The sequence below is a fragment of the Pseudomonas psychrophila genome, assembly GCF_001043005.1.
GTDB classification, from domain to species: domain Bacteria; phylum Pseudomonadota; class Gammaproteobacteria; order Pseudomonadales; family Pseudomonadaceae; genus Aquipseudomonas; species Aquipseudomonas psychrophila.
The window spans coordinates 1-602 of the sequence record NZ_JYKZ01000082.1 but is presented as its reverse complement, the minus strand read 5'-3'; the positions used below and the strand labels follow the sequence as shown (position 1 = coordinate 602).

1 protein-coding gene and 1 pseudogene are annotated in these 602 nt (G+C 63.1%); both read left to right on the top strand.

What is annotated here, in order from left to right; genetic code table 11:
- Nucleotides 1-88: pseudogene (locus tag TU76_RS25035) on the top strand (transcriptional regulator NrdR); the annotation flags it as partial.
- Nucleotides 85-602 (top strand): bifunctional diaminohydroxyphosphoribosylaminopyrimidine deaminase/5-amino-6-(5-phosphoribosylamino)uracil reductase RibD (gene ribD / locus TU76_RS24185; RefSeq protein ID WP_169775420.1); only part of this gene is annotated, 518 nt, incomplete at its 3' end. The pseudogene TU76_RS25035 and the gene ribD, both read left to right, overlap by 4 nt.

Genomic DNA, 602 nt, shown 5'->3' with positions numbered 1-602 from the left:
TTTTGCCTCGGTCTATCGACGTTTTCAGGACCTCAACGAGTTCCGCGAAGAGATCGACCGACTTGCCCGTGAGCCATCAAACAAATGACTGTGTCCACTGAGCAATCTGTTTTGGATGCCCATTACATGACACGTGCCATCGAATTGGCGCGCAAAGGGCTGTACACCACCCATCCCAATCCCCGCGTGGGTTGCGTCATCGTGCGTGACGGCCAGATTGTGGGCGAGGGCTGGCACGTTCGCACGGGCGAGCCGCATGCCGAAGTCCACGCCCTGAGGGCGGCGGGCGAACGGGCGCGAGGGGCCACGGCCTACGTCACGCTTGAGCCCTGCAGCCACCATGGGCATACGCCACCGTGTGCCGAAGGGCTGATCAATGCCGGTGTGGCGCGGGTGGTTGCAGCCATGCAGGACCCTAACCCGGAAGTCGCTGGCCGAGGTCTCAAACGCCTGGCCGATGCCGGCATCGACGTGTGCAGCGGCGTGCTCGAGGCCGAGGCACGAGCGTTGAACCCGGGCTTTCTCAAGCGCATGGAACACGGCCTGCCATTTGTACGGGTCAAGCTGGCCATGAGCCTCGATGGACGCACAGCGATGGCCAG